General features: G+C 60.7%; 18 protein-coding genes. 11 read left to right on the top strand and 7 right to left on the bottom strand.

Annotated elements, in window-relative coordinates; all coding sequences use genetic code 11:
* Positions 1–406 precede the first annotated feature (406 nt).
* The 4 genes from AAF555_10070 to AAF555_10085 form a co-directional block, all read right to left on the bottom strand.
* On the bottom strand, positions 407–1,423 hold the full coding sequence (locus AAF555_10070; GenBank protein MEM6911911.1) for an endonuclease/exonuclease/phosphatase family protein: 1,017 nt from the start codon (positions 1,421–1,423) through the stop codon (positions 407–409).
* 35 nt (positions 1,424–1,458) lie between these two features.
* Entirely contained in the window at positions 1,459–1,773 is a 315-nt protein-coding gene (locus AAF555_10075; protein MEM6911912.1) for a YbaB/EbfC family nucleoid-associated protein, read from the bottom strand.
* A gap of 16 nt (positions 1,774–1,789) precedes the next feature.
* On the bottom strand, positions 1,790–3,571 hold the full coding sequence (gene dnaX, locus AAF555_10080) for a DNA polymerase III subunit gamma/tau (protein MEM6911913.1): 1,782 nt from the start codon (positions 3,569–3,571) through the stop codon (positions 1,790–1,792).
* Positions 3,572–3,706: 135 nt separating this feature from the next.
* Entirely contained in the window at positions 3,707–4,504 is a 798-nt protein-coding gene (locus tag AAF555_10085) for a PEP-CTERM sorting domain-containing protein (protein ID MEM6911914.1), read from the bottom strand.
* Between the two features lie 402 nt (positions 4,505–4,906).
* Here AAF555_10085 and AAF555_10090 point away from each other — a divergent pair, with 402 nt between their 5' ends.
* The 8 genes from AAF555_10090 to AAF555_10125 all read left to right on the top strand — a co-directional run bounded on the left by AAF555_10090 (position 4,907) and on the right by AAF555_10125 (position 18,913).
* Positions 4,907–7,318 carry a TolC family protein gene (locus AAF555_10090; GenBank protein ID MEM6911915.1) on the top strand — a complete coding sequence of 804 codons (2,412 nt, stop codon included), beginning with the start codon at positions 4,907–4,909 and terminating at the stop codon, positions 7,316–7,318.
* 9 nt (positions 7,319–7,327) lie between these two features.
* The gene (locus tag AAF555_10095) at positions 7,328–8,386 is read left to right on the top strand and encodes an efflux RND transporter periplasmic adaptor subunit (protein MEM6911916.1); all 1,059 of its coding nucleotides are present in this window, start codon (positions 7,328–7,330) and stop codon (positions 8,384–8,386) included.
* A 31-nt stretch (positions 8,387–8,417) separates the two neighbouring features.
* Positions 8,418–11,492 (top strand): efflux RND transporter permease subunit, encoded by a 3,075-nt coding sequence (locus AAF555_10100; protein ID MEM6911917.1) that lies wholly within the window; start codon positions 8,418–8,420, stop codon positions 11,490–11,492.
* A gap of 25 nt (positions 11,493–11,517) precedes the next feature.
* The gene (locus AAF555_10105) at positions 11,518–12,165 is read left to right on the top strand and encodes a potassium channel family protein (protein ID MEM6911918.1); all 648 of its coding nucleotides are present in this window, start codon (positions 11,518–11,520) and stop codon (positions 12,163–12,165) included.
* 45 nt (positions 12,166–12,210) lie between these two features.
* On the top strand, positions 12,211–14,076 hold the full coding sequence (locus tag AAF555_10110) for a DNA topoisomerase IV subunit B (GenBank protein MEM6911919.1): 1,866 nt from the start codon (positions 12,211–12,213) through the stop codon (positions 14,074–14,076).
* Positions 14,073–15,467, top strand: coding sequence for a HAMP domain-containing sensor histidine kinase (locus tag AAF555_10115; GenBank protein MEM6911920.1), 1,395 nt, complete (start codon positions 14,073–14,075; stop codon positions 15,465–15,467). The genes AAF555_10110 and AAF555_10115 overlap by 4 nt, the downstream gene beginning before the upstream one ends.
* Positions 15,468–15,542: 75 nt before the next feature.
* The gene (locus tag AAF555_10120; protein ID MEM6911921.1) at positions 15,543–16,835 is read left to right on the top strand and encodes a TonB-dependent receptor; all 1,293 of its coding nucleotides are present in this window, start codon (positions 15,543–15,545) and stop codon (positions 16,833–16,835) included.
* Positions 16,836–16,927: 92 nt separating this feature from the next.
* Positions 16,928–18,913 (top strand): DNA gyrase/topoisomerase IV subunit A, encoded by a 1,986-nt coding sequence (locus tag AAF555_10125; protein MEM6911922.1) that lies wholly within the window; start codon positions 16,928–16,930, stop codon positions 18,911–18,913.
* A 45-nt stretch (positions 18,914–18,958) separates the two neighbouring features.
* Here the strand turns inward: AAF555_10125 and AAF555_10130 are convergent, their stop codons facing one another.
* Positions 18,959–20,335: a Gfo/Idh/MocA family oxidoreductase gene (locus AAF555_10130; protein ID MEM6911923.1), complete on the bottom strand. Its 1,377-nt coding sequence runs from the start codon at positions 20,333–20,335 to the stop codon at positions 18,959–18,961.
* 118 nt (positions 20,336–20,453) lie between these two features.
* Between AAF555_10130 and AAF555_10135 the strand changes: the two genes are divergently transcribed.
* The gene (locus AAF555_10135) at positions 20,454–21,251 is read left to right on the top strand and encodes a type II secretion system protein (GenBank protein ID MEM6911924.1); all 798 of its coding nucleotides are present in this window, start codon (positions 20,454–20,456) and stop codon (positions 21,249–21,251) included.
* An 11-nt stretch (positions 21,252–21,262) separates the two neighbouring features.
* On the opposite strand, the gene AAF555_10140 is transcribed toward AAF555_10135, so the two are convergent.
* Positions 21,263–22,576, bottom strand: coding sequence for a C39 family peptidase (locus tag AAF555_10140; GenBank protein ID MEM6911925.1), 1,314 nt, complete (start codon positions 22,574–22,576; stop codon positions 21,263–21,265).
* Between the two features lie 52 nt (positions 22,577–22,628).
* On the bottom strand, positions 22,629–23,558 hold the full coding sequence (metF, locus tag AAF555_10145; protein MEM6911926.1) for a methylenetetrahydrofolate reductase [NAD(P)H]: 930 nt from the start codon (positions 23,556–23,558) through the stop codon (positions 22,629–22,631).
* Between the two features lie 108 nt (positions 23,559–23,666).
* On the opposite strand from metF, the gene AAF555_10150 reads away from it, so the two are divergent.
* A complete protein-coding gene (locus AAF555_10150) occupies positions 23,667–24,938 on the top strand; it encodes a mechanosensitive ion channel family protein (protein MEM6911927.1) in 1,272 nt (423 codons plus the stop codon).
* 62 nt (positions 24,939–25,000) lie between these two features.
* Positions 25,001–26,386: bifunctional phosphoribosylaminoimidazolecarboxamide formyltransferase/IMP cyclohydrolase (gene purH / locus AAF555_10155; GenBank protein MEM6911928.1), on the top strand; the 1,386-nt coding region annotated here is incomplete at its 3' end.

The following is a 26,386-nucleotide window of genomic DNA, read 5'->3' on the forward strand; positions in this document are numbered from 1 at the left end:
GGGGGGGGGGTTTTTTTTTTTTTGTTGGGGTTCTCTCTTTCCTGGTTTGGTGGGGGGGGGTGGGGGGGGGGGGTGGGTGTTGTGTCCCCCCCCCCCCCCCCCCCCCCCCCCCCGCCCCCCCCCCCCCGGCCCACCGAGGCTGGGCGGTTTTTACGCGGACGCGAGGGGAGCGGCAGTGGTCTGGTGTGGAGTGCCCCCCTTATACCAAGCTCCAGAATTCACTAGTAGAATGGAGGGAAGGTGATGTGGGGAAGAGGCGCTGAAGCGCGGGGAAGGAAGAGCCGGTGTCTTTCGAGCCAGCCTTGCGTTGCTCCTCGGTTACGGTGCCTGCACCGCGCCCTTGTCGCGCCTTGGTCTGGCCCGAAATCCACTCGGCCATTCTACCAGCCAATTCTGCAGCTTGGTATTAGAAGGCCGTGGGGGGCTCGGCTTGCGGTTGCTCGCGGGGGTCCAGGAAGTCGAGAACGACCATGCGGTGATCGGATTCCTGGGTGCGGACGGTTCTCTGTCTCACGGGGCGAAGCTCCGGGGTGAGCCAGAGTTGGTCGATGCGGTGGAGGGGGAGTTGGTTGCTGAAGGTGTTGGGCCAGCCGGTGCCGGCGAGGGGGTAGGCGTCTTGGAAATGCGGGTTGAGCGCGTCCATGGCCCGGTCGCCTGCCGGGGCATTGAAGTCGCCTCCCAAGAGACAGGGCAGGCCACCGCTGAATTCCAGACGCTCCCGGGCCAGGGTGCGGACTTGCTCGCTGCGGACGAGGCGATTCCGGTAGTGCGCTCGCCAGGTGTCCAGGCTGAAGAGGTTGACCTCGGTCACGGCGGGGAGGAGGTGAAGAGCGACCAAATGATATTCGCGACCATCGAGAAAGCGGGTTTTGACCTGGAGGTGACGCTGGGAAGCGCTCCGCTTTTCCTGAAAGATGCGCCCTCGCGAGAGGATGGCGCAGTAGGCGGTGGTGCGGAAGTCGCCCTCGCCTCCAAAGAGTTCACGGACCAAGCGGGAGAGTTCTTGAGGAGCGGGTTGTTCCTGGAGGAAGACGATGTCGGGCTTCCAAGCGAGGATTTCCTGGGAGGAGAGCGCGCTGCGACCCTTGCAGTTGAGGGTGAGACAGCGGAGGACGGGCTTTCCTTCGAAGGGAGCGGCGGGGCCCGGCTCTGGTTTCTCGTGAAAGAGGCGCGCGAGTCCATGTCGCTCGTCTGCCACCAGCACCCCGGTCACGACCCAAATGAGGCCCACTACGAGGGCGAAACGCCCTTTGAAAAGGAGCCCGGATAGGAGGCAAAGGAGGATTCCGGCCAGCACCCAAACTGTCAGGGGAAAGACGGTGATGGCGGCCGCTTTGTCCGGTCGGAAGATGAAGCAAAAGCTGATGAGGGCGTGGAGCGCCAGGGCCGAGAGCGGGATGGCAAAGCGAAGTAAGGAGAGCATGGCGTTCGCTTAGTGGCCCAAGGTGCAGCCGATTTTCAGAAACCCAGCCCAGGGGGCAGGGGCAGGCCTTGGGCGGCGTCCCCGATTCGTTCTTGGGACAGTTGGCGGGCTTTTTTCTGGATCTGTTGCACGCCGCTTAGGAGCAGGTCTTGGAGCAATTCGATGTCTTCGGAGTCGATGGCCTCAGGCGAGATTTTGATGCCCGTGATTTCCCCGGTCCCGGAGCCGGTCACTTGAACCGTCCCTCCGCCGACGCTGGCCTCGACCACTTCCTGGGCGAGGCCTTCTTGAGCAGTCTGCATGTCTTTTTGCATTTGCTGGACTTGTTGCATCATTTTTTGGATGTTCATGGGGAGGGAGTCGAGTTCAGCTTTTGCGGAGGCGCCCATCAAATTCCTTGAGGGCATAATCGATTTTGGGGTCTTGGTAGAAGTCTTCCTCGTTGGCCCCGTCCGCTTCCTGTTTTTTCTGGGAGGGGGATTCGGTCTGCGCCTCGCGCGGGGCAGGAGGCGCGGCCGCCGCGAAGAGGTCTTCTTCCGGCAGCGGAGGAGGGGGGGCGATTTCCGCGCTCAAGGTGGTGACCAGCTTGCGAGGGGAGCCACCGAACTCTTGCAGAAGGGCTTCAAATTGGTCTTGGTTGGCCGCGATGAAGGTTTGCACTTGGAAGTCGTAGCTTTCTGGGAAGGAGACTTCTAGCAGTTCGGCGGTGATGTCCGTGGGCTGGCCAGCTTGGGCCGCTTCGGCGATGAGGCCTTTTCCATCGGCACTGAAGCGCCCGATGACGGCCCGCCAGAGTGCTTCGGGCGTTCCCGCGAGGGCGGGCACGGGCTTTTTGGGGGCTGCTTTTTTGGGCTTGTCAGCCGGTGGTGCTGGCCCGGGGGAGGGCGTTTCGGCTGGGGTGGTGGCTGTGGGAGGGGGGGTCTGGGTGGCGGTGGACTCGAGAGGGCTGGAGGAGGAGCTGGTTTTCGGGGCGGGGGGCGCGGGTTCGGCCGCGGGGAGAGGGATGGTTTGGCCTCCGGCGGCTCGATCAAGGAAGGTGATGACGTCGCTGACCCGGACTTGGTCGAGCGTTTGCACCGCACGGACGAGGCCCATTTCAAGGTGGAGCTTTTTGTGGCTGGCCCAGCGGAGACGGGTTTCCGTTTCGCTGAGGACGTCTAGGAGATGGAGGAGTTTTTCCTGCGAGATCTGCTCGGCTTGGCGGGCGAGATGTTGGCGGAGTTCGGGGGCGAGGTCGGGCGCTTCGTGTTGAGGATCGACTTTTTGGACGAGGACGTCGCGCAGGTGGGAAATGAGGTCGCTCAAGAGGCGTGAGAGATCCTTGCCGCTTTCGTGAAAGGCCTTGCTTTGGTGGAGGGCGTCGGCGGTTCGTCGCTGGAGCAGGCAGTCCACGAGCGAGGCCACGCTTTCCTGAGAGGTGAAGCCGAAGATTTCGAGGACGTCGTTCTCGGCGATGTGATCGCCACAGAAGGCGACCAGTTGGTCCAGCATGGATTGGGCGTCGCGCATGCCGCCCTCGGCCCCTTTGGCGACGGCGTAGGCGGCGGCTTCTTCGAGGGTGATGCCTTCAGCCTGGGCGATTTCGAGGAGGTGCCGGGCGATGAGGGGGGTGGGGATGCGCCGCAGGTCGAAGCGTTGGCAGCGACTGATGATAGTGGGGAGGATTTTGTTTGGTTCGGTGGTGGCGAAGAGGAACTTCACGTGCGGCGGCGGCTCCTCCAGGGTTTTCAAGAGAGCGTTGAAGGCTTGGGTGGTGAGCATGTGCACTTCATCGATGTAGTAGATCTTGAAGTTTCCACTGGAGGGGGCGTAGCGGACCGTTTCCCGGAGGTCGCGAATTTGATCCACGCTGTTGTTGCTGGCCCCGTCGATCTCCAAGACATCCAGGCTGCGCCCTTCAGCGATTTCCCGGCAGACTTCGTCCTCGGGATCGAAGTCAATCTGGGGCCCGCCCGGGCAGTTGAGGGCCTTGGCCAGGATGCGAGCGGTCGAGGTTTTGCCAGTGCCGCGGGGGCCCACAAAGAGGTAGGCTTGTGCGATGCGATTCTGCTCAATGGCGTTGCGAAGGGTTTGCACGACGTGGTCTTGTCCTAAGACGTCGGCGAAGGTCTTGGGGCGATATTTTCGGGCGAAGACCTGGTAGCTCACGGGAAGGCATCTTATAGGGCGGGCTGGGATTCGGGAAAGAGAAAATGCGGTGCCCTGAAAACAAAAAACCCCGCCCCAGGAGAGGGGCGAGGTCTTTCTGAAGGCTGGCTTCTTGGAACGAGATCTTGGGAGAGATCAGGCGCGACGGCGCCAGAAGAAGAGACCCATTCCACCGAGCATGAGCATGGCCATGTCGGAAGGTTCGGGGGCGGCGGCCACGTCCACTCCAAAGACTTCGAAGGAGAGGTTGTCGATCGCAGCGCCCACGTCTCCACCGGTTTGGACCAGTTCCACCCGGCGAATGCCGGCGGCTTCGACTCCAAAGGTGATGACGTTGCCGTCTACTTCTTTGCCCGTGATGGTGTAGACATCGCTTCCGATCAGCTGATTGAATTCGTCATAGGCATCAAAAGAAACGGTGTCTCCGCGGTTGGCGCCTCCGTCATCGCGGTAGTCGTAGGCGTCGAGCGTGACATTTTGCACGGCTTCGGAGAACTGAATGGTGAAATCACCTTTTTCCTTCAGGCCTGTGCCAGACTCATCGGTGACGAAGAAGTTGCCGCCGGCACCGCCATAAGGCTGATCGTCCGGAGCGAAGCCGGTCCGGGGGTTACTGCCCACTTCGGCGATGTAGGCCCCACCTGAGGCGTTGAGCGTCCCGAAAGTCACAAAGACTCCTGAGGCTTCGATGGTTCCAACTTCCTGAAGATCAGTGAAGCCTTGTTCAAAATCGATCAGCACCGTTTCACTCGATCCTGATTCAATGAAGTTCCCCCAAGAGGGAACGGCCAGCAGAGCGGAAAACGCCCCCGTAAGTAGTAGTGATTTGTTGCTATTTTTCATAATCTCTGTAATTTTATCGTAATCGCGGCTTTTAGCAAGCCATCTTCTTAAAATTATCAAAAATAAAATTAATTTTTGTTTCTGACGCATTTTTGATCGTCCTACTCAGGGAATCTCGAGTTTTTGTCGATTTTCGGTCCCCATCGTCAGAGGTCGTGACTTTTTCGGTTAGGGGGCTAGGACAGGAAGCTGTTTCTTGGCCACTTTTGAAATTGCTGATTGCGGGATTCACGCGGCCCTTCTTCACTTTGCGAGTTTGGTCTGGCAGCTTGCGAGAGGCGGTCTTGGAAGTTCGAGGATGGGCGACCTGCGGCAAATCTTTCTCATTCTGGCGCTTGTCCTTTTGAGGCTTTCGCCCAGATTCCTTTTCAAATCGTCTTCTGACTTCCAGCTTTCTTTTTCATGGGTTTCTTTCGATCTCACACTGGCCTTCTTGGGCCGATTTTGTTTTGGGTTGCCCCTTGCGCGACCCTTTGCGCGCAAGAGAAGGTGGTGGGGGTGGTGAGAGATGGGCCGTCTTGGTTCTTTGATCCGGCCGCCGCTTTGTTTCAAAAGGAGCTGGGGGTGCTGGCCGGCGAAAGCTATTCGGTGCGGTTTGTCGAGCTGGGCACGGCCGACTACGATGCGGGAAGGATGGGCGGTCTTCTAGAGGAGGCGTTTGCCCGAGACGATCTTGACCTTCTCTACACTTCGGGGGTGATCGGCAGCCAGATGGCTTCTCGCCTGCCCGAAGAGGAGCGGACGATTCCGGTGATCGCAGCCGCCCAGGTTTTTTCGGATGTTCGAGTCCATCCCCTGACCCCCGAGGGTGCCTCCGCTCGCCCCAATTACACGATGGTGGCCGAGCCGAGCCGGATCCCGAGCGATATAGGACTTCTCCAACAGATTTCAGGGGCTTCCCGAATTGATGTCTTGGTAGACGAAGCTCTCTTCGGTCAGCTGCAGGCTTTGGCCGAGGACACCACGGCCCGGATGGAGGAGGTTTTCGGCATTTCCGTGCGCTTTCAGCTGGCGACGGCTCGCGCGGCCAGCACCCTCGCGCGCCTTCCTCAGGGGGTGGAGGCGATGTATGTTTCCATTCTCGTGCGCATGCCCGAGGAGGAACGTGGCAAGCTCTACGCGGGCTTGGCGGATCGCGGCATTTTGTCGGTTCCCATGTTGGGGCGGACGGATCTGGAGCTGGGGGCCACGGCCAGTCTCGCGATTGATCGCAAGGAGACGGTCGCCCGCTTGGCTGCGCTGACGGCGCACCAGCTTCTTTTGGGCGCGAGCATTGAGGATCTGCCCGTGGTCCTGCCGGTCCAGGATAGCTTTGTGGTCAATGCCAAGGCGGCGGAGCGAGCCGGGTGGTCGGTGCCTTGGAAGATTATTTTGGAATCGGAGCTGTTCGGTGATTTTGGGGTGCCGGGCCCTGGGCTGGGGTTGGTGGATGCCATGCGTCTGGCCAAGCAAAACAACACCGATGTGGTGGTGGCTCGGGAGGAGGAAATTATTCAGACTGAAGAGGGCAATCTCACCCGGGCTGGCTTGCTGCCGCGTCTCTCTTCAAGCGCTAGCTACCAAAACTCGGTCAATAATCTCACGAACACTTCCCTTTTGGGTCTGGAACTTCAGCAGGTCCTTTTCAATGACGAGTTGGTGGCTTCGCTGCGCGCCCAGCGGCGGAATGTTTTTTCGGCGCGCTTGGACACTCGCTCCAGGGAACTGGATGCGATGAACGCGGCGGCGGTGGCCTACTTCGATGCCCTCGAAGCGGAGGAGCTTTTCCAGTTGGAGAGAGAGAATCTGCGTCTGACCCAAAACAACGCCCAGTTGGCTGAGACGCGGATCGAAATCGGTTCCGCGGAGCAGAATGAAATTTTCCGCTGGCAGCAGGCGGTCGCCCAAGACCGGACGGTTCTGGAACAGCGCAATGCCCAGAGGAACATTGAAGTGGTGGAGCTGAATCGCGTCTTGGGACAGCCCCGAGAAAAGCGTTGGTCGCTCCAGCCTATCGAGTTGGACTCCGGGGAGACCTACTTTTTGGATGACTATCTGGGTGGGGTCGTCAAGGATCGCGACCGCATTGAGGATTTCCGCCGTTTCCTAGGTTGGTTTTCCGGTGAGAACTCGCCTGAGTTGATGTCTTTCGATCAGCTTTTGGGAGGACAGGGTCTCCTCCTCCGCCAACGCCAGCGGGCCTTTTTCCTGCCGGAGGCTTCTGGCTTCCTCAATTACCAGCGGGCGGACTTCGGGGGTGGGCTGGTGGAGAATACCGACGAGGTGACGTGGGGGCTACAGATCGAATTGCCGCTTTTTGAAGGGGGGGCGCGGATCGCGGATGTCGGCCAGACCAAGGCGCAAATTCGCCAGCTGGCGGCCCAGCGCCTGCAAGCCTTGGAGCAAGTCGAGGTCAGTGCGCTCTCGGTCTTCGAGTCGCTCGGTGCGAATTTCCCGGCCATCGAGCTGAGTCGAATCGCCCTGGAAGCCGCTCAGAAGAACTATGACGCCGTTTACGAAGAGTATTCCCAAGGTTCTGCCTCGATTCTGAGTCTCTTGGACGCCCAGGATGAATTGCTGAGCCAACGGCAGCAGGAGGTCTCCGCCGTCTATTCTTACCTGCGAACGGTCTTCGACCTGCAACGTTCCTTGGCTTGGTTCGAGTGGGAGAATTCTCCCGAGGATCGTGAGAAGTTTGGCACGCTCATTGTGCAATTCCTGGCAGGGAAATTTGGTCCCCTAACCCAGCCGCCGAGTGAGTCGCAAAAAGAGGCTCGCGAAGTGGTGGACTCCGCCATCCAGCCTGGCTGGCCAGCGCGGGTTTGGGGTCGCTGGCAGGGCTCCGAGCCGAAAGCGGAAGCCAGCCCGCCAGAGCGAGCTGTTCCTGCCCAGACCAAGACCCGATCCCCTTTTCAAAAACGCTAGTCCCGCACCATGATGTCTGTTCGATTTCTCTCTCTCGCCGCCCTCGCGGCGATCCTGCTCACCGGCTGTTACAAAAAGGAGGTGGTGGAAACTCGTCCGCCTCGACCCGTGGTTTCGATCGTGGTGCCGGAACCGGTGGCCTTCGAGACGCGACGCTTTTCAGGCTTGGTGGAATCGGCCGAGGGGGCTCCCTTGTCCTTCGAGTCCGGGGGACGCATCGTGGAGGTTTTTGCCAAGGAGGGCCAGCGCTACAAGCAGGGAGAAGTCTTAGCGCAAGTGGATGACTCCACTTACCAGAATGACGTCGCGAGTGCCCAAGCCTCCCTCACGAATGCCCAGCAGGAAGTCCGCCGCCTCCGGCAGTCCTATTCGACCGGAAATGCCAGCCAGAGTGACCTCGATGCCGTCATCGCGCAGGCCGCTTCTCGCAAAGCGGAGTTTGAGAATGCCAGCAAGGCCCTCCGGGATACCAAGCTGACCATGCCCTATGACGGGGTCATCGGGAGCGTGAGCGTGGAGCGTCAGCAGGTGGTCCAGGTCGGCGAGGTGGTCATGAAGATCCAGGGCAAGACCGGGCTCGAGTTTGAGATTGGGGTGCCGGCGCGGGACATCGGAGTGGTGAACACTGGGCTGGAGGCCGAGATCGCCCTGGGGACCTTCCCGGGAGAGGTCTTCCCGGGGGTGGTTTCTGAAATCGCGACCGAGGTTTCTGCCAATGGTACCTATCCGGTGACCCTTACCATGTCCGGCACAGCCGGGGAGCAGTCCAAGGTCAAGGTGGGGATGGATGGGGAAGTCATTCTCAAGCTTCCCAATCCACGCGGGGATGTCATTCAAGTGCCTGCCACCTGCATTGCGGGCACGGCCGGTCGCGGAACCTACTGCTGGGTCCTCACGACGGAGAGTCCGGAAGCCGACACCGGAATCGTGCAAAAACGGGAGGTGGAGACGGGGCTGCTGACCGAGGACGGCACGATCGAGATTCTCGAAGGGCTGGAACCCGGAGAGCGGATTGTCAGTCGAGGGGTCCACGCGATTCAGGACGGCATGGAAGTGACGCTTCTCTAATGGCCTAGTTTCCTTTTCAAGCGACGTTCCCATGGCTCTCAATCCCGCCGCCCTCACCATCAAGTTCAATCGCACCGCTCTGGTGCTTTACACGCTCTGCATGATCGCGGGCGTCCTTTCCTTCGATTCGATTGGCCGAAGGGAGTATCCCCAGTTCACCATTCGGAGTGCCAATATCATTGCGACCTACCCCGGCCGCACGGCCGAGCAGGTCGAGCTGGAGTTGGCCGAGGTCATTGAGCAAGCGCTCCGCGAGATGATCGAAGTGGATGAAGTGACTTCCACTTCCCGCCCCGGCTACGCGGTCATCGAGGTCGAAATCGACGAGTCCTACAGCGGCGATGAGATGGAGGACATCTGGACCGACCTCCGCAACAAGGTGAACGAGGCGCAACTGCCAGCGGGGACCCAGGCCGTCATCGTGAACGATGACTTTGGCGACGTCTATCCCTACCTCTACGGGCTCCAAGGGGATGGTTTTTCGCCGGCGGAAGTCTCCCATTATGCCGACCTCATCAAGGACCGCTTGCTTCAAATCGACGGCGTGGGGAAAGTGGTTTTCCATGGCGAGGAGTCAGAGAGAGTCTTCCTGGAATTTTCGGCCAGCGAGTTGGCGGAACGGGGCCTCTCGCCCCAAGACGTGGCGGCCCAGTTGCAATCGCAGAATGCGGCCGTCGACAGCGGCACCGCGGACTTCGATGACGAGCGCATCCAGGTGGTGACCCTGGGCGAGTTCGAGTCGATCGAAGAGTTGGGCAGTTACCGCCTGGCCATTCCCGGGCAGGCCTCCTCGGTGCAGGTTTCTGACCTTTTCGAGATCCGGCGCGGTTACGAAGATCCGCCCTCCACGCTCTCGCACTTCAATGGCAAGCGCGTCCACTGCATCGCCATTTCCATGGTGGAGGGGGGCGTGGTCACCAAGATCGGTGAGGAGGTGGATCGAGTCATGGGCGAGCTGCAGAAGACCCTCCCGGTGGGACTGGAAATTGAACGGATGTTCTACCAACCCATTTACGTGAATGCCTCGATCAATAACTTCATCGAGAATCTCGGGCAGGCCTTCTTCTTCGTGGTGCTGGTGATGCTGCTTTTTGCCGGCTGGCGGCTGGCCGTGATTGTGGGGGCGCTGGTGCCTTCGGTCTGCCTCTTCGCGCTCGCGTTTATGCCCTCGCTCGATGTCGAGTTGGAGATGATGTCGATCGCCGCGCTCATCATTGCCCTGGGCATTCTGGTGGACAATGCGGTGGTGGTTTGCGAGCAGATTTTGAATCGCTTGAACGAGGGGATGGACCGCAAGAAGGCGGTCATCGACTCCATCGGGGGTCTCGTGATCCCTTTGCTGGCCTCGAGCGCCACTACCATTGCGGCCTTTGGGGTGATCGCGATGGCGCCCGGCTCGGCCGCCGAGTTCACCTTCAGTCTTTTCGCCGTGGTCACCCTAAGCCTCCTGGGAAGCTGGCTGCTCTCGCTCACCATCATTGCCCTTTTCTGCTACTATTTCCTCAAGCCGCTCAAGAAGGACACCCTCATTGGGAAGGGTTTGAGCAAGCTGTATGCGCCCTATGAAGCCCTCCTGCGCTTCGCCATCCGACTGCGGTGGACCTACCCGATTTTGATCGCGGTGCTGACGGTGGGGGCCCTGGCCCTCTTCGCGAAAGTGCCCTCGATTTTCTTCCCGCCGAACGAGCGGGGTCAATTTGTGATCGACTTCGAACTCCCCCAGGGAAATGGAGTCTTGGCGACCGAAGAAAGCGTGGGCAGCTTCGAGAATTGGTTGCTGCAAGAGAAGGGCGACCTGGTGGAAAGCGTTTCCACCTGGATCGGGGAAGGGGGGCCGCGCTGGTATCTCTCTCTTTCGCCGGAGTCGGCCAACCCGAACTACGCGCTTCTCTCGGTGCTGACCTTTAGCCAAGACCCTCAAGTGGTGGCGGGTCTCATCGCCGACATCAAGCGCTATGCGGCCCGGGAATTGGTGGACATCCGTGTCTCGCCCAAAGCCCTCGAGAATGGGCCCCCGGTGGGTGACCCCATTCAAATTGAATTGGCCGGCCCCGAGATCGCCACCCTCTACCGCTTGCGGGATGAAATGGTGGAGGAGATCAATCAGGTCGAGGGCATGTATGATGTCCGGGACAACTGGGGGGCTTGGACCAAGCAGGCAACGGTCGATCCCGACCCGGTCCGGATTGCCCGCGTGGGGCTGACCACGACCGGCTTGGCCGATGCCATCAATAGCTACTACCAAGGCGTCCAAGCCACCCACTACCGCGAGGACGAGGAGTCCATCCCCGTCCTGCTCCGGGCCCGAGGTGATTACCGGGACAATTTCGAGCGCTTGCCGGACCTTCCCATCATCGAATCCGAGACGGGCGTGGTTCCGCTCCAGCATGTGGCGGACGTCGAGATGCGTTTCCTCCCCGGGGCCATCCACCGCAAGGATACCGTCCGGACCATCACCCTGAAAGGCAAGGTGGAGGGGCGTTACTCTTCAGAAGCCTTGGCGGAAATCCAGCCTCGCTTGACCGCTCTCATGGAGTCCGACCGATGGGAGGAGGGCTACACCGTGAACTACAACGGGGAGAATGCCGAGTCGGCCGAGGCCCAGGCGAACATTGCCTCCGGGATGCCGCTCCCCATGGCCTGCCTGGCGCTCATTCTCATCGCTCAATTCAATTCCATCCGCCGCTTCGCCGTCATCATCTTCACCATCCCGCCCATGATGATTGGCGTGGTGCCGGGGCTCTTGGTGACGGGGTCCAGCTTTGGCTTCATGACCTTGTTGGGCTTGATCGCTCTTTTGGGAATCATCGTGAACAACGCCATCCTTTTGATCGACGAGATCAACCTCCAACTGGCTAAGGGGCATCCGACCCTCGAAGACGTCTTGGCGGAAGCCGCCAAATCCCGACTCCGCCCCATCTTGATGACCACCACCACCACCGTCATTGGCCTCTTGCCGCTGGCCCTGGGAGGCGGTGGCATGTGGAGCAGCATGGCCTGGGCTATGATCTTCGGTCTGGCCTTCGCCACCGCGCTCACTTTGCTCCTTTGCCCCATTCTCTTTTTCCTCTTCTTCCAGAAAAGCTACCCTCCCCAGGAGGCCTAGCCGGTCCCTCGCGCAAACGCTCCCCGTGGCGGAATTTCTCAGAAGGTATCGCAGCACGCCGCTTCTCCTGAGCATCCTGCTGCTGATCTGGTTGACCCCTGAGTTGGGTCTCTCCGAAGCGGAGGGCGTTTCCTGGGGCCTGTTCTTCTCGGTCGCCATCGGCTTCAGCGGCTATTGGATGGCGGCTTCCCGGCGATGGCTGGTGGCCATTTCCTGTCTCAGCTTTCTCTCGATCGCCGCCTCTCTCGGAAGTCAGGTCGAAACGTGGATCGCGATTCTTCATTGCCTGGCCGTCATCCTCCTCTTTGGAAGTTGTCTCTTCCTCGCGATCCGGTTTTCTCTCTTGAAAGAGGGGATTCGAGCACTCGATGGGGTGATCGCGGGCATCAGTGGCTACTTCTTGCTGGCCCTTGTCTTCGCGAATCTTTACCGCATTTTTCTCATCCTCCATCCGGAGTCGATTCAGGATCTGTCCTCAGGGGCACCCCTTCGGCCAACCGGTGTCGTCTACTACAGTCTGGTGACGCTGACCACCCAAGGCTACGGAGATGTCCTGCCGCTGACTCCTCACGTGCGTCTGGCGGCTGCCCTCGAGGGAGCCTGCGGCACCATCTACATCGCGGTCTTCATCGCAGTCGTGGTTTCCGAGCTGCGAATCGCCCGCAACTCCTGAACTGGACATTTGTTTTAGGTGTCTTAAGTAATAGCCTCCATCAGGATGGCAACGGACTACACGGAGGCAGACATCAAATCGCTGGACTGGCGCGAGCACATTCGGCTCCGGCCGGGCATGTATATCGGCAAGTTGGGAGATGGATCGAGCTTGGAAGACGGCATTTACATCCTGCTCAAGGAGGTCATCGACAACGCCATCGATGAACACATCATGGGGCACGGCCGAGAGATCGAGATCCAGGTCGATCCCGAGGGTCGCGTCGAAGTGCGCGATTTCGGCCGAGGCATCCCCTTGGGAAAACTAAAGGACTGCGCCGCCAAGATCAACACGGGGGCCAAGTATGAGAGCGAGGCGTTCAAGAAAACGGTCGGCCTAAACGGAGTCGGCATCAAAGCTGTGAACGCCCTTTCCTCCTTCTTTGAGATCCAGGCCTGGCGGGGCGGGCAGACCAAGGCCCTGGAGTTCGCCTCAGGGGAAGTGGTGGCCGAGATGCCGAAACCCCGGACCGAGGAGGGGCAGGACGGGACGCGCGTGGCCTTCGAAGTAGATCGAACGATTTTCCCCAAGCGCTTGAAATGGCGGGCGGACTTCATCGAAAAGATGTGCCGCTACTACGCCTACCTCAACCCCGGGCTGACGCTTCGTTTCAACGGCCAGCGTTTCAAATCGAAGAATGGATTGCTCGATCTGCTGGCAGAGGAAATGGACGAGCCCGCGCTCTACCCGCCGATCCACCTGAGCGGGAAAGACCTGGAAATCACCTTCACCCACTCTCCGGAAAGTGGGGAGGACTACTACAGTTTTGTGAATGGGCAGAACACCCGTCAGGGGGGAACCCATCTCGCGGCCTTTCGTGAGGCTTTGGTCAAGGTCGTGCGGGAGTTCTACAAAAAGAGCTATGACCCACAAGACGTGCGGGCTGGCTTGTGGGCCGCGCTTTCCATTCGGGTAGAAGAGCCGGTCTTTGAAAGCCAGACCAAGACCAAGCTGGGCAGCACCACCGTGGCCCCGGAGGGCGAGACCATCCGCGCCTTCGTGAGCGGCTTTCTCAAGGAAAAGCTGGATAACTATCTCCACCAGCACGCTGCCGTAGCGGAGGCGGTCCAGAAGCGGATCGTGGCCGCCGAGAAGGAACGCAAGGAGCTCAAAGGGATCAAGAAACTGGCCAAGGATCGAGCCCGCCAGGCCAAGGTCCACAATAAGAAGCTCCGGGACTGCTCGGTGCACTTGGACAGCCGACACCGACGTCGTCTCGAGACGACCGTTTTCCTGACGGAGGGCGATAGCGCGAGCGGCTCCATCACCAAGTGCCGCGACACCGAGACGCAGGCGGTTTTTTCCCTCCGGGGCAAGCCCCTCAACACCTTCTCCCTCTCTCGCAAAGTGGTCTATGAAAACGAGGAGTTCGCCCTCTTGCAAGCGGCCCTGCAAATCGAAGACGGTTTGGAGGGCTTGCGCTACCAGCGGGTCGTCATCGCGACGGATGCCGACGTCGATGGCATGCACATCCGGCTGCTCTTGCTGACCTTCTTCCTCCAATTCTTTCCCGAGCTCATCCGGGAAGGGCACTTGTTCATTCTGCAAACACCCCTCTTCCGAGTCCGCAACAAGAAGAAAACCCTCTACTGCTATGACGAGGAGGAACGCCAAGCGGCCTTGGCCGAGCTGGGAAAGAATCCGGAGATCACCCGATTCAAGGGCTTGGGGGAGATCTCGCCTGATGAGTTCCAGTTCATGATCGGACCGAACATGCGGCTGGACCCCGTGCGGATGGAAGAAGGCAAGAGCCTCAAGGAAATCTTGTCCTTTTACATGGGGAAGAACACGCCGGACCGCCAGGGCTACATCATCGAGAATTTGCGGGAAGAAGTGGACCGGCAGGAAGCGACCTTGGCAGTAGGGCCATGAGGAACTTTGCGCAAGACCCTGCCATCGAGAAGGAAAATGAGGTCCGCGGCCTCCTGGCTCGTTGGCGGGCTTGGACGGAATCGTTTGTTCCGGAAGAGGCCAAGCTCGATCCCGAAAAACTCCGCATCTCTCACCTCCTGATTGGTTTCGGATTCATCGGGCCGGTTTTCGGAGTCCTCTACGCGCTCTTTTACTACCAGATCGGCCACTCGACGGCCGCCACCATCATTGTTTTCTGCAGTCTCTGTTTCGCGTCCATGCCCCTCTTTCTCAAGAAGTCGGGGGACCCCCGATTTTCGGGCGATCTTTTTTCGGCGGTTTTGATCGTGGGCTTCACGGCCCTGGCTGGCCTGGAGGGAGGGGCCCGGGGACACGCGGTCGCTTGGTTGGCGACCGTCCCGCTCTGTGCCTTGCTCCTGACTCGTTTTCAGCGGGCCCTCTTCTGGAGCATTCTGACCATGCTGGTGGTCTTGGGATTCTCCGTCATGGAGATGACCGGTCGGCACCTGCCCTATGATTATCCGGAGGAGTTGCACGGGATCATCACGTCGGTCGGCTTTGCCGGCTTGACCGTCTTCCTCTTTTCGGTCGGTCTCATTTACGAGCGGACCCGCAAGAACGCCATGGCCGCCAAGCAAGAAGCCTTGGATGCTCTCCAAGAGGCCCACGATGAGCTGGTGCGGCTGAACCAGGAAAAGGACGAGTTCCTGGGGATCGCAGCCCATGACCTCAAGAATCCCCTGACCGCGGTGCAAGCCTATGCTGGGCTCATCGAGCAAAGCGCGGGCCCGCAGGCAGCGGAGACCAAAGAGATGGCGGAGCGAATCGGCGAGGCGGCCGAGCGGATGTCGAGCATCGTGGGAAATGTTCTCGACGTGAACGCCATTGAGCAGGGAAAGTTCCCCATCCGTGCGGGCAGGTATGACCTGGCGGACTTGGTCCAGAAATGCCTCCGCAGCTATGAACACGCTGCCGAAAGCAAGAAGATCGCTTTCCACCGGGAGCTGGAAACGGTGCCGGCTTGGGTCGACCAAGAGGCCTCGGGGCAAGTGATCGACAATCTCGTCTCCAACGCCCTCAAGTACTCACCCAGCGGACGGAGGGTCTGGATTTCCACGCGAGAAGAGGATTCCCGGGCCCTCCTGCAAGTGCGAGACGAAGGACCCGGGATGTCCCCGGAGGACCGGGCCAAGCTCTTTCAGCGGTTCATGAAACTGACGGCCCGGCCGACCGGTGGCGAATCTTCCACCGGCCTGGGCCTTTCCATCGTGAAGAAGATTGTGGAGGCCATGGACGGGCAGATTGGCTGCGAGAGCGAACTCGGCCAGGGATGCATCTTTTGGGTCAAGCTGCCCTTGGCCAAGTCGAGAGAGGCAGCAAGCGGGTTCTGAAAATCATCTTGCGGGTGCCACGCACTAGTGGCAGCGACCTGGATGCGGAGGCTTGGGATTCGCTCTCTCATTTGGATGGCCGTCTGGATCTTGCCCAGCCTCTCGTGGGGCAGTGGACTCAATCGCAATGGCTTTGGGGCCCGCTCCATGGGGATGACGGGAGCCGATCTCGCTTCGGCCAAAGACGCGCTCTCGGCCTTGGGGATGAACCCGGCCCAGCTGGCCTTTTTGGAACGTCCGCAGGTGGCCTTCAGCGTGGTGGGGGCCCTGGCAGACGGGACCTATCGGAGGCCGGGTCTTCCCGAAGGCACTCTTTCGGGGAACAGCGGCCTCTTCCCGGAATTTGCCTTGGCCCTTCCCAGCCGACGAGGGGTGGTCTATGGCGTCTCCCTCATCCCTGACACCACTCGGCGGGCGGAGTGGAACTATCGGGACGCCCCAGGCGGAATCGATGGCGCCACCACCTATGGCGACTTCGAGCACCTTTCTTCGAACATCGCTGTTCGCGGAGCGGTGGGAGCAGCTTACCGGGTCAATGATCGCTTCGCGCTTGGTTTGAGCGGCGGGCTCACCTTCCAGGAGAATCGTCTGCGGACCCCCTATGTTTTCCAAAGCCAACCGGTCTTGGCCGGCTTCAAAACCCAGCTCGATTTGCAGGCAGAGGGCTTCGGGCCGAACGCAGAAATCGGCTTCGTGTGGGTGCCGCTCAAGAACCTGCGGATCGCAGCCAGTTACCGCTCGCCCACCCGCTTTCAAAGCCAAGGCACCGCCCAGGGGAACATCGGCGTCCAGTTGGCTAATCTAGGCCTGGGAAGTGTCAATCCGGCCTTCAGCTATGACGCCGAAGTCGAAACCGAAATCCCGCAGCAACTAAATGCGGGAGTCTCGTGGAAGCCTTTCGAGAAGCTGACCTTGAACGGACAGGTCGAGTGGATTGATTGGAAGAACGCCTTCCAGGAACTCCCGGTCCGTCTGCGAAGCGGCAACAATCCGGCCATCAACGCCTTGGTCGGGAGCAGCCAACTGACGGACGTGGTGCCCTTGGATTGGGAATCGCGCTTCGTCTACCGGGCGGGCGCGGAGTATGCGCTCGATGACCAATGGAAGGTCCGTGGCGGCTACAGCTACAGCGAGAGCCCGGTTCCGGATGACACGCTCCTGCCCCTGACGGCTGCCATTTCGGAGCACACTCTGGGAGTCGGGTTGGGCTATCGCAAAGGGCCGCTCGTGGTGGACGTGGGCTACCAGTATGACTTGCCGGCCTCGCAAAACTCGGGCGAAAGCCGCATCCTGAATGGCGAGTTTGATAACGGAGACACCGAAATCGCCACCCACTGGCTGGTCTTGACCGTGGTTTGGGAATTTTGAGTCCCGGCCTTCTTGGCCCAGCCGGCTCGCCGGGGGCCCGTTCGGCAAGAGGCTTGCCAAAGTAGTTAAGCTATCTTAAACATCGACCAGCCATGACCGTGCCGGCCGGGGACTCTCCAGATCACAGCAGTCTCGGGGACATGTACTCCGATTACTTCTTGGATTACGCCAGCTACGTCATCCTGGAGCGGGCGGTGCCGCACCTCGCCGATGGGCTGAAACCGGTCCAGCGTCGCATCCTGCACGCCATGCGGCAAATGGACGACGGGCGCTACAACAAGGTCGCCAACATCGTGGGCGACACCATGAAGTATCACCCGCATGGCGACCAAGCGATTGGCGATGCCTTGGTGCAGCTCGGCCAGAAGGAACTTCTCATCGATCCCCAAGGCAACTGGGGCAACACCCTGACCGGAGACCGGGCGGCCGCTCCGCGTTACATCGAAGCCCGCCTTACCAAGCTGGCCCTTGAGGTGGCCTTCAACCCCAAAACCACGGAATGGACGCCCTCCTACGATGGGCGACGGGATGAGCCCGTGACCTTGCCCATGAAGTTTCCTCTGCTCTTGGCCCAAGGGGTGGAAGGGATCGCGGTGGGATTGGCCTGCAAAATTCTGCCGCACAATTTTATCGAGCTTTGTGAGGCCTGTGTCTCGGCTTTGCGGAAGGAGCCCTTCGAGCTTTGGCCGGACTTCCCTACGGGGGGCAGGATGGACGCGAGCGACTACCGGGAGGGCCTGCGAGGGGGGCGCGTTCGGGTTCGGGCCCACATCGAGATCGAGAAAGCCCGCTTGCTCCACATCACGAGCCTTCCTTTCGGGGTCACGACGGAGTCCCTCCAGGCCAGCATCGTGAGCGCGGCCGAGAAGGGAAAAATCAAGATTTCGAAGGTGGAAGACCGGACGGCGGCCGGGGTCTCCATCTACGTCCACCTACCTGCGGGCACCTCGGCGGAGCCCATGCGGGATGCGCTCTATGCCTTCACCGATTGCGAGGCCAGCCTCTCGCCCAATGCCTGCGTGATCGCCGGGGGCAAGCCCCAGTTTTTAGGCGTGCACGAGATCGTCCGGCAAACGGCGGAGCAGACCCGGGAACTTTTGCGAAGGGAGCTGGAAATTAGGTTGCAGGAGTTATCAGATAAATGGCATTTCAGTTCCCTGGAGAAGATCTTCATCGAAAACAAAATCTACCGAGAGATCGAGGACTGCGAGACTTGGGAGGCGGTTCTCCGAGCGATCGATGAGGGGCTGCAACCCTTCAAGAAGCGGCTCAAGCGGGAAGTGGTGGAGGAGGATTTGATTCGGCTGACAGAGATCAAGATCAAGCGGATCTCGAAATTCGATGCCTTTCGGGCCGACGAGGAAATCCGAAGCCTGGAGGAGGCGCTTGCCGCAACCGAAAAGCATCTCCGCCAGCTGACCCGTTACACCGTCCGCTGGTTTGAGGGGCTGAAGAAGAAGTTTGGTCCGGGAAGAGAGCGAAAAACCGAGATCACGACCTTCGAGAAGGTGGATCGCTCGCAGGTGGCGGTGGCCACCGAGACTTTGTATCTCGACCGGAAAAACGGTTTTGCCGGGACCACCCTTCGCAAGGAAGAGACGATCGCGAAGTGCTCCCGACTGGATGATGTGTTGGTGATTTCACGGGATGGGCTGCTCAAGGTCACCAAAGTGAGTGAGAAATTCTTCGTGGGAAAGAACCCCGGGCACATCGCCATCTGGCGCAAGGAGGACGACCCGGTCTTTTCACTCCTTTATCGCGATGGGCGGGACGGAGCCACCTTCGCCAAGCGCTTTCGGGTGGGCGGAGTGACCCGCGATAAGGAATACCCCCTGACCCAGGGAAAATCGGGCACCCGGATTCTCTACCTAGCGGTCCATGCCAGTGAGGAGGAGAGCAACGACAATTTGGTGATGGTCCACATGAAGGCCGGCCAGCGTCTGCGGCAGACGGAACGCCCTTTTTTGTGGGGCGAGCAGGCCATCAAGGGACGCGCTTCCAAGGGAAACATCCTCACCAAGCATGCGGTCGATCGAGTGGTCCGGCCCCCCAAGGACTTTCAGCTGGACTTCAGCTGATACCATTCTACCAGCCAAGTCTGCAGCTTGGTATGAGGCGCCCGGTCAGGACTTCCAAAGGTCCTCACCGTATTCCCAACCGGTTCGGGCGGGCGTCCGGAGATACTGATTGAGTTCGGGGCGGTTGGTAATGCGCATGCTTTGCGCGTCCCATTCGATGCGGCCCCCGAAGCGCTGGGCCAGGACCCCGAGGAGGCTGACTTCGGTCAGCTTGGCGGCGTAGTCGAAATTCGATCCCGGCTCGGGTCCACGGCCCTTGATGGCCTTGGCCCACTCGTGGAAGGGGCCTTTTCCTTTGACCCGAGGGTAGGTCTCCTCCGGGAAACCGTTGCTCTGCTTCAGTTCCAGCATGATTTCGCGCGTGATGCGGGGGTTGTTGGAACGCTTGTCGGTGTAGGCGGTGGCTTTGTCTCCGTGAAAGAAGGTGCCGCCGTTCGGGACCTTGCCCCAGCCCCAAGCATCTGGCTCTTCGGGCGCGATGGCTGCCTCCGGCCCATTGCTCCACCAGTAGGACATCGGGGGGAGTTCGCCCCGGGCTTCAAAGTCGAAGCGGACCCGCACTTGGTCCGGGGTCAGAAAGTCGTCCCCGCCGATGACCTCTTCGGCTTCGATCACGACCGGCTCGTAGAGACCGAGCACCCAGACGGGCGCGTCCGCGATGTGGCAGAACCAGTCCACCAATTGGCCCCCGCCGAAAGGATAGAAGCCCCGCCAAGTGAGCGGGTGGAAGTAGGCGCTGTAGGGCCGCTCTTCGGCCGGTCCCAGCCAGAGGTCCCAGTCGAGGGTGGGCGGGGCGGCTTCCGGGCTGAGAGGAAGGCTGGCAGGTTTGCTGAAGTAGTTCCCATTCCAGTCAGGACCGCCCGTCCAACTGTAGGCCTTGGTGACGTCGCCAAGGAGCCCGGCCTCAAACCACTCCCGCATCTGGCGGATGCCATCGGTGGTGTGGCCTTGGTTGGCCATGTTGGTGACGAGGCCATAGTGGTCCTTGGCTTTCTGGAGAGTGCGCCCTTCCCAGATGGTGTGGGCGAGGGGCTTTTGCGTGCAGACGTGTTTCCCACGCTGCATGGCTTCCATGGTGGCCACAAAGTGGGTGTGATCGGGGGTGTTGATGCAGACGGCATCGATCTCGTCTCCCAAGGCATCGAACATCTTGCGGAAGTCCGCGAACTGGCGCGCCTTTTCGAGTTGCGGGAACTTCTCACCATATTGGAGAAAGCGCTCGGAATCGACATCGCAGAGCGCCACGATGTTTTCCGTTTTGGCCAGCTCTTTGTAAGCCATTTGAGCGATGCCACCGGCTCCGATCATGGCGAGGTTCAGCTTGCCATTGGCGGAAGGCCCCCCCTGGCCAATGGAAAAGTGGGGGAGGGAGGAGGCCGCTACGGTGGCAGCGGAGGTTTTCAGGAATTTGCGGCGGTCCATAACGAAAGCGGTAAGGAGTGAGGCTCGACATTCTGTCGGGAAATTGCAAGCAATAATCCCGGTTGACACTGGATGAGGCAGTCACGTAATTTCCACGGGCGATCTTCTGCCACCCCCTATGAAAGCCTCTCCTTTTGTCCCTCGAGCTTCCCGAAGCAGCGCTGCCTTCACCTTGATCGAGCTGCTGACCGTGATCGTCATCATTGCGGTTCTGGTCTCCTTGTCCACGGTCGGCTTCACCAAGGTCCAGCAGCAAGTCCGCAGCATGGGAAACTCGAACAATTTGCGGCAGTGCGCTCAGCTGATGCTCTCCTGGTCGGCCGAGTCCGGCTACTACCCCCGTCTCGGGAACAATCGGACTTTCTTCGACACCAACAACATCATGGTGGGGGACGAGTGGTATCATCTGCCCGGCCTGGAAGAGGAGATGATCACGGCCAATCCCCTCGATTCGCCTCTCCTTTCCCCGGCCGTCGAGCCGGAAATGGAAACCCCTCCCACCGGCGACGCCAGCGTGGGCGTCATCACTCATTTCGCTTACCTCCCCGGCCCCGCCAACAACTCCCCCACCACCAATCCACCCTTGCCGGTGGGAGCCATCGCCAATCCCACGGAGCTGATTCTTTTGGCCGACCAAGGACCGGAATCCACCGAGAACGGAGAGAAGTATCTCAGCGCGGCCGGCATCATGATGGGAGACGCCTTCGACATCGCCACCACCAAGCAGGACAGCGACCCCAACGAGCCCGTCACCCTGACGAGTCCCTACCTCGAGTTCCGCCAACGGGCGGGCGACGGGGTGGGCATGGATTTCGCGCGCCATCGGAATGGCAAAACCCAAATGGTCTTTCTCGATGGGCACGTCGAGTCCCGACGGCCGGGGGACTTCTTCGTGAAAAACTTCGTCCCCCAGTAGCGGGATCTCGGCTAGCTCGAGAAGTAAAAGGTGACGTAGTTGGTGGCGGACAACTCCTCTTCGCGCATCCGCCGGGGCTCGCTCGAACTGCTCCAGCTTTCCAGGAAAATGTATTCCCGGGTCGCGGCTTGGAAGCCGATCAGGACCGAGGCATGGAGGGGTGCCCCCCCGGCTTTGGTGGGGTAGGTTTCTCGCTCGGCCGAGTCGGGCGGGGCCATGCGGAGAGAGGGGTCTTCCTGGTGGGCCCGAGCGTGGCGACTGTGAAAACGATTGCGCTCTTCGGAAAAGTAGCGCCAGACAATGACCGGCAAGCCGCGGCTGAGGGAGTCTTGGGCGCGGGCCGCGTCGAAGCCGAGCTGGCGTTGGCAGCGGAGGCCGGCCTCGCGCGCGACCGCTTGGTAGAGGCGCGGCATGTTGGAGCCAGCGGAGGAGCCGGTGTTGAGGAAGCCACCCGCCACCGCCAGGTAGTCTTCATCCAAGTTCAGCCCAAAGTAGCGAGCCACCATCGCGAGGGTGTTGAGGCCGCAATAGGGTTTGGATCCTTGGGGAATGACAGGCACGCCCTGGATCACGAGATCGCCCAAGGCGTCTTGGTGGGTTTGTTCGCGATAGAAGGTCGCGAGGGAGGACGCACTGAGCGCGGCCCGGTCTGGTTCCAACCAACTGCGACTGAGAGCGTCCTGGCGCTCGATCTGGACCCGTAAGAGACGATCCTGCCCGTTCAGCAAGCGCACCGTCAACTCTCCCAGCCGGAAGTCCCGGGGCTCGGCATCCAGGAGCGAGCTGCGTCCGAGCCGTTCCTGGCGACCCGGGCGACCGGCCAGCTCCTTGAGGTGCTCTTGCAGTTGGGAGAGGGATTCAGCGTAGCTCTCGGCGAAGATCTTCTGTTCCTGCAAGACGCGCTGGCGGAGATCTTGGGTGGATTCGCCAGAGCGGCGGGTCAAGTAGCCGAAGTGGGTTCCGGCGTCAGCGTAGGTGATGGTTAGGCGGCTGAGCTGCTCATCCCGCTCGAGCGCTTGCACAAAGAGGGCTTTCTGTCCGAAGACCTTGGGCTGGGCCATGAGGTGCTCGAGCTGAGCTCCCGCGATGGTGGCCTCCTCCACCCAAGTGCCCGGGAGCGCTTCCTGGCCTGACCAAACCGCCTCCGACAAGAGGAGCTGGCTGATTTCCTGGTCGTTGAGCGGGCTGTCCGCCAGGAAGAAGCCGCCGGCCACCCGATCGGGAAGCGACCACGCCCACGGGACCAAAAGAAGCGAGAGCCCCCAAAAGGGAGCCGAAATCAACCAACGGGGCGCCGGGCCGGCGGGGTGAGGCAGGGGAATCATGAGGAGGGAGAGAGGGGTGTTTCCGGTCAGCCCTGGCCCGCTCGGGCGGCCCCTAGCCGCCGACCGCGGTCGCCAGAGGGGGGGTGCGGCGGAGCCCGAGAGAGGCGTAGATCTCGCGCGTCGCGAGCGAGCGATTGAGGGTGTAGAGATGGATGCCATCGACGCCTTCATTCAAGAGTTCGGCGCACTGTTGGGCGGCATAGTGAATTCCCACGCGCTCGATGGCGGCTTCGTCCCCGTCCGTCCGGGCCAAGGCTTTGAGAAGCTTGGCCGGGAAGCGGGAGCCAGCCGCTAGGTCTCCCATGCGGCGCATGCCTTTGACTGAGGTGACCGGCATGATGCCGGCGATGATGGGCTTGTCGATGCCCGCGAGGGCGCAGCGGTCCCGGAAGTCGAGGAAATCGTGGTTGTCGAAGAAAAGTTGGGTGCAGAGGTAGTCGGTGCCAGCGTCCACCTTGGCCTTGAGATGATCCATTTCTACCAGGCGATTGGGAGTGGCGGGGTGGCCTTCTGGGAAGGCGGCGGCCCCGATGCCGAAGCCGCGCGGGTCGGGATGGGCCCCGCTTTCGTTGAATTCCCGAAGAAAGCCGACCAAGCCGGCGGCGTGGCGGAAGGCGTCTTGTGAGCGATCGTAGCCCGCCCGGTCTTTCGGCGGGTCTCCTCCCAGGGCCAAGAGATTGGAAACACCGGCCTCGGCGTAGCGAGAGAGAATCTGGTGGAGTTCCTCCTTTTGATGACAGACGCAGGTCAGGTGCGGGATGGGATCGAGGGTGCTTTCCTTCTGCAAGCGAACGACCAGATCGTGGGTGGCCTCCCGGGTGGAGCCGCCTGCTCCGTAGGTCACGCTCACGAAGTCGGGTTGCAGCCCTTCGAGCTCGCGAATGGTCTCAAAGAGCGCCTCCCAGCCAGCGTCATTTTTCGGTGGGAAGAATTCGAAAGAAAGGCTGGGGGCGTCCCGATTAAGGATGTCTTGGATGTGCATCGGACTGGGAAATAGCAAGGACCAGAAAGGAGCGAGTGCAAGTGAGCATTGCGGAGGCTTTTCCCGGTGGACAGAAGGCGGCCTCCTGTCTACCGAACGAGCACCCTCATGACGCCCGTTGATTTTTTGGAACAGTGGCTGGCCGGCGGGCCGGACCGCGAAGTCGGCCGCGCGATCGCCTTCTGGGCGCGGACGATTGCGACCGTGAGCGTGCTCGTGATCTCGCTCTCACTCCACTTCCTGATCAGTCAATTCGCCATTCGAGCGGTCGAGCGGGCGGTCAAGCAATCCCGTATCCGCTGGGACGATATCATTCTGCGAAGCGGGATGATCCGCTGGCTGGTGCACTTGATCCCCGGCGTCCTCATTTTCCTGCTGACCGAGACGGCGCTCCAGGGGAATGACGAGCTCATCGCGGGCGTGCAGACGGTGGCCTACATCTACATCGTCCTGGTTTCCTTGCTGGCTCTCAATGCCTTTCTCAATTCGCTCCTGCAGATCCAGAGCACGGCGCAGAGCGGGCGGGGTGTGCCCCTCAAGGTCTTCGTGCAGGTGGTGCAAATCCTCCTTCTCATCTTTGGGCTCATTCTGATCATCTCGGCTCTGGTGGAGCGCCCCCCGGGCGCGGTCCTGGCGGGGCTGGGGGCGGCCACCGCCGTCCTCATGCTGATTTTCAAGGACTTCATTCTGGGCTTGGTGGCGGGGGTCCAACTGGCCACCAACCGGATGCTCAAGGTGGGCGATTGGATCGCTATGCCGAGCCGAGGAGCGGACGGGACGGTCATCGACGTGGCCCTCACCACCATCAAGGTCCAGAACTGGGACAAGACCATCACCAGCATCCCGGTCTACGCGCTGGTGAGCGATTCCTTCACCAACTGGGCCGGGATGGAGCAGGCTGGGGGGCGGCGCATCAAGCGATCCATTTTCATCGACAGCACCTCCATCCAAGTCTGCCAGGAGCCGATGCTGAAGAAATTCCGCAAGATCCGCCTTCTCAAGGACTACCTGGCTGAGAAAGAAAAGGAGCTGGCCGATTGGAACGCCAGCTTTGAGGACGCCAATGACACCCCGGTCAATGCCCGCTCCCTGACCAACATCGGGACTTTCCGGGCTTACATCCTGGCATACCTTGAACGGCACCCGCAAATCCGCAAGGACATGACCCTCTTGGTAAGGCAACTGCAACCCACCGAGCAGGGCGTGCCGATCGAGGTCTACTGCTTCACCAATGACATCCGCTGGGCCTACTACGAGGGGATCCAATCGGACATTTTCGACCACCTCCTCTCGGTGGCGCGGGAGTTCGGCTTGCGCGTCTACCAGAAGCCCTCCGGGCAGGATTTGGGCCGGGCCTTGCAGGACCTGGCCGACACCTGAGCCGGGCCGGATTTGGTCTTGCGCCGCTTCCTGAAGTCGGTCAGGCTCGGCGCTCCAGTCCCATGAAAATCCAACGCGCGCTTCTCTCCGTCTCGGACAAGGCAGGTCTCCTCGAATTCGCCCAAGGCCTGGCCGACCGAGGGGTCGAGATCATCTCCACGGGCGGGACGGCCAAGGCCCTGCAAGAGGCCGGCGTGCCGCTCATCGAGATTTCAGAATACACGGGCTTTCCCGAAATGATGGGCGGGCGGGTCAAGACCCTGCATCCGAAGGTGCACGGCGGCCTGCTCTTCAAGCGCCATGACAAAGAGCACTTGGCGCAATCCGAGGAATATGAAATCGGCCCCATCGACCTGGTGGCCGTCAATCTCTATCCCTTCGAAGCGACCGTCGCCAAGCCGGAGGTGACCGAGGCGGAGGCCATCGAGCAAATCGACATCGGCGGACCCTCCATGATTCGCTCGGCCGCCAAGAACCACGAGGCGGTCACCGTGGTCATCGATCCCGAGGACTACGCCGAAGTGCTCGAAGAAATGGACGAGCACGAAGGCAAAACCAGCCAAAAGCTGCGGAGTCGCCTGGCGGTCAAGGCCTTCACACGGACGGCCGAGTATGACGCCGGCATTTCCACCTTCTTAGCGGGAGGGGACGAAGGAAAAAAATCGTTCTCGCTCTCCCTCCCGCTGGATCGGCAGCTCCGCTACGGGGACAATCCCCACCAAGCGACCACTCTCTACGGGAATTTCAGCGATTACTTCGAGCAGCTTCAGGGCAAGGAGCTTTCTTACACCAACATCCTCGACATCGAGGCCGCGGCCGAGCTGATCAGCGACTTTCGCCGCCCCACGGTGGCCATCCTCAAGCACACCAATCCCTGTGGCATTGGCCAGGACGATGAGGACTTGCGGGTGGCTTGGCAAAAGGCCTTCGAGACGGATACCCAGGCCCCTTTCGGCGGGGTCATCGTGACCAATCGCCCCATGAGCGAGCCTCTCGCGCGCGTGATTTGCGAAATCTTCACCGATGTCATCATCGCGCCCGACTTCACGGCCGAGGCCCGGGCCATTCTCCAAAAGAAGAAGAATCTCCGCCTCATCCGCATGGGGGATCGTTTCCTGGAAACCACCCAGGCCCCGGTCCTGCGCTCCGCCCCCGGAGGGCTGATGGTGATGGAGCGGGACGCCAAGGTGCTGGGACTGGACGACATTGAGAATAAGGTCGTGACTAACAGGGTGCCCACGGCCGAGGAAATTGTGGCCATGCGATTTGGTTGGCGGGTGGTCAAGCACGTGAAGTCGAACGCCATTGTCTTCGCGGCCTCCGATCGCACCTTGGGGATCGGCGCGGGGCAGATGTCCCGAGTGGACTCCAGTCGCATCGCCGTCTGGAAAGCCAGCGAAGCCGGCCTCTCGCTGAAAGGCAGCGTCGTCGCGAGCGATGCCCTCTAC

The organism is Verrucomicrobiota bacterium (assembly GCA_039027815.1).
In the GTDB taxonomy this organism is placed as follows: domain Bacteria; phylum Verrucomicrobiota; class Verrucomicrobiia; order Verrucomicrobiales; family JBCCJK01; genus JBCCJK01.

Excerpts from the sequence above, each read along its gene's own strand:
- AAF555_10070 (MEM6911911.1), bottom strand. The coding sequence starts at position 1,423 with ATGCTCTCCTTACTTCGCTTTGCCATCCCGCTCTCGGCCCTGGCGCTC.
- AAF555_10075 (MEM6911912.1), bottom strand. The coding sequence starts at position 1,773 with ATGAACATCCAAAAAATGATGCAACAAGTCCAGCAAATGCAAAAAGAC.
- AAF555_10085 (MEM6911914.1), bottom strand. The coding sequence starts at position 4,504 with ATGCGTCAGAAACAAAAATTAATTTTATTTTTGATAATTTTAAGAAGA.
- AAF555_10095 (MEM6911916.1), top strand. The coding sequence starts at position 7,328 with ATGATGTCTGTTCGATTTCTCTCTCTCGCCGCCCTCGCGGCGATCCTG.
- AAF555_10100 (MEM6911917.1), top strand. The coding sequence starts at position 8,418 with ATGGCTCTCAATCCCGCCGCCCTCACCATCAAGTTCAATCGCACCGCT.
- AAF555_10110 (MEM6911919.1), top strand. The coding sequence starts at position 12,211 with ATGGCAACGGACTACACGGAGGCAGACATCAAATCGCTGGACTGGCGC.
- AAF555_10115 (MEM6911920.1), top strand. The coding sequence starts at position 14,073 with ATGAGGAACTTTGCGCAAGACCCTGCCATCGAGAAGGAAAATGAGGTC.
- AAF555_10120 (MEM6911921.1), top strand. The coding sequence starts at position 15,543 with ATGGCCGTCTGGATCTTGCCCAGCCTCTCGTGGGGCAGTGGACTCAAT.
- AAF555_10125 (MEM6911922.1), top strand. The coding sequence starts at position 16,928 with ATGACCGTGCCGGCCGGGGACTCTCCAGATCACAGCAGTCTCGGGGAC.
- AAF555_10130 (MEM6911923.1), bottom strand. The coding sequence starts at position 20,335 with ATGGACCGCCGCAAATTCCTGAAAACCTCCGCTGCCACCGTAGCGGCC.
- AAF555_10135 (MEM6911924.1), top strand. The coding sequence starts at position 20,454 with ATGAAAGCCTCTCCTTTTGTCCCTCGAGCTTCCCGAAGCAGCGCTGCC.
- AAF555_10140 (MEM6911925.1), bottom strand. The coding sequence starts at position 22,576 with ATGATTCCCCTGCCTCACCCCGCCGGCCCGGCGCCCCGTTGGTTGATT.
- metF (MEM6911926.1), bottom strand. The coding sequence starts at position 23,558 with ATGCACATCCAAGACATCCTTAATCGGGACGCCCCCAGCCTTTCTTTC.
- AAF555_10150 (MEM6911927.1), top strand. The coding sequence starts at position 23,667 with ATGACGCCCGTTGATTTTTTGGAACAGTGGCTGGCCGGCGGGCCGGAC.